Genomic DNA, 650 nt, shown 5'->3' on the forward strand with positions numbered 1-650 from the left:
CTCCTGGGGCGGGGTCTGGGACTCGTACGCGCTCCACGTCCGGTTCGACAGGAACCACAGCAGCCCGGTCAGCGCGGCCGGGAGCAGGGCGCCGAGCGCGAGCCGCCGCCCGGGCTGGCCCCACCAGCCGCCGGGCTCCGCGAACCGCAGCCAGGAGTGGGAGGCCGTGCAGGCGGCGGTTCCCGCGCACTGCCAGGCGAGCAGGTCGAGGGCGACCTCGCAGGCGGCCGCGATCAGCAGCAGGGTGAGGCTGAGGGCGAGGAGCCGGACGAGGACCCCGTACGCCCGGACCGCGCGCGGCGCTGGTGTGCCGTCAGGGGCGGGAGGTGTGGCGGGCCGGGCCCAGTGGGCGAGATTGACGACCATGAAGGGCAGGAGCAGCAGCCACAGGGCGCGGGAGCCGTTTCCGGAGGTGAGCCGGGACCAGCAGTAGGCCTCGACGACGGGCCGGCCGGCGTACCGCTCGGGGTGGGACTCGGCGTCGGCGTCGGCGGCGCGGCGGAACACGGCGGCGGTCGCGTCGCCGGTGACCCGGACGGTACGCGGATCGTCGAGCAGCTCCTCGGGGGAAGCGCCGTGGACTCCGTGGACGCGGAGTTCGAGGGCCGGCGGTCGCGGTGGGGCGAGGGGTTCGAGGGCGAGGGGATGCG

General features: G+C 76.3%; 1 pseudogene. It reads right to left on the minus strand.

The features are described from left to right. A pseudogene (locus HYE82_RS36945) lies at positions 1-650 on the minus strand (hypothetical protein); the annotation flags it as partial.

It is taken from the genome of Streptomyces sp. BR123, assembly GCF_013401435.1.
Lineage (GTDB): Bacteria > Actinomycetota > Actinomycetes > Streptomycetales > Streptomycetaceae > Streptomyces.